This is a genomic window from Roseomonas sp. TAS13 (genome assembly GCF_001950415.1).
GTDB lineage: Bacteria > Pseudomonadota > Alphaproteobacteria > Acetobacterales > Acetobacteraceae > Roseomonas > Roseomonas mucosa.
Genome location: NZ_BDLP01000783.1, coordinates 1 through 686 on the forward strand (window position 1 = coordinate 1; position 686 = coordinate 686).

General features: G+C 76.8%; 2 protein-coding genes. Both read left to right on the forward strand.

What is annotated here, in order from left to right:
• A partial coding sequence (locus tag ROTAS13_RS25490) for a nicotinate-nucleotide--dimethylbenzimidazole phosphoribosyltransferase (RefSeq protein WP_171979262.1) occupies window positions 1-230 on the forward strand: 230 nt, incomplete at its 5' end.
• Window positions 227-655, forward strand: coding sequence for an adenosylcobinamide-GDP ribazoletransferase (locus tag ROTAS13_RS25495; protein WP_075823730.1), 429 nt, complete (start codon window positions 227-229; stop codon window positions 653-655). The genes ROTAS13_RS25490 and ROTAS13_RS25495, both read left to right, overlap by 4 nt.
• Window positions 656-686: the final 31 nt, after the last annotated feature.

Here is a 686-nt window from a genome sequence, read left to right on the forward strand (position 1 = left end):
GCCTGTGCCCCGATGGGCTGGACCATGCCCGGGCGGCGCACCGTTCCGCCGAAGCCGGCTGTGCCACGCTGCTCGCCGCTCTGGGCATGGAGCCGCTGCTCGATCTCGGCCTGCGGCTGGGCGAGGCTTCGGGTGCCGCCCTGGCCGTGCCGCTGCTCCGCGCCGCGCTGGCCTGCCATGCGGGCATGGCCACCTTCGCCGAGGCCGGAGTGTCGGACCGCGAGGCGTGATCCGCCGCCTCGCCGGGCGGCTGCGGGACGACCTGGTGGGCGCCGCCATGGTGCTGACGCGCCTGCCGGTTGGCGCCCTGGCGCGGCGGGGCTGGACGGGCGGGTTGTCCGGCGGCGTCTGGGCCTATCCGCCGGTCGGCGCGCTGGCCGGGCTGCTCGGCGGCGCGGTGGGGGCGCTGGGGCTGTGGCTGGGGCTGCCGGGTGGGCTCGCGGCGGCCTGGGCGCTGGCGGCGCTGCTGCTGCTGACCGGGGCGCTGCACGAGGACGGGCTGGCCGACACCGCCGACGGCTTCGGGGGCGGGCGCGGCCGGGCGCGCAAGCTGGAGATCATGCGTGACAGCCGGATCGGCAGCTATGGCGTGCTGGCGCTGGCGCTGTCCCTCGGCATCCGGGGCCTCGCCCTGGCGGCGATGCCTGTCTCTTGATCACATCTACGCACAGCTCCACAGTAAGGCG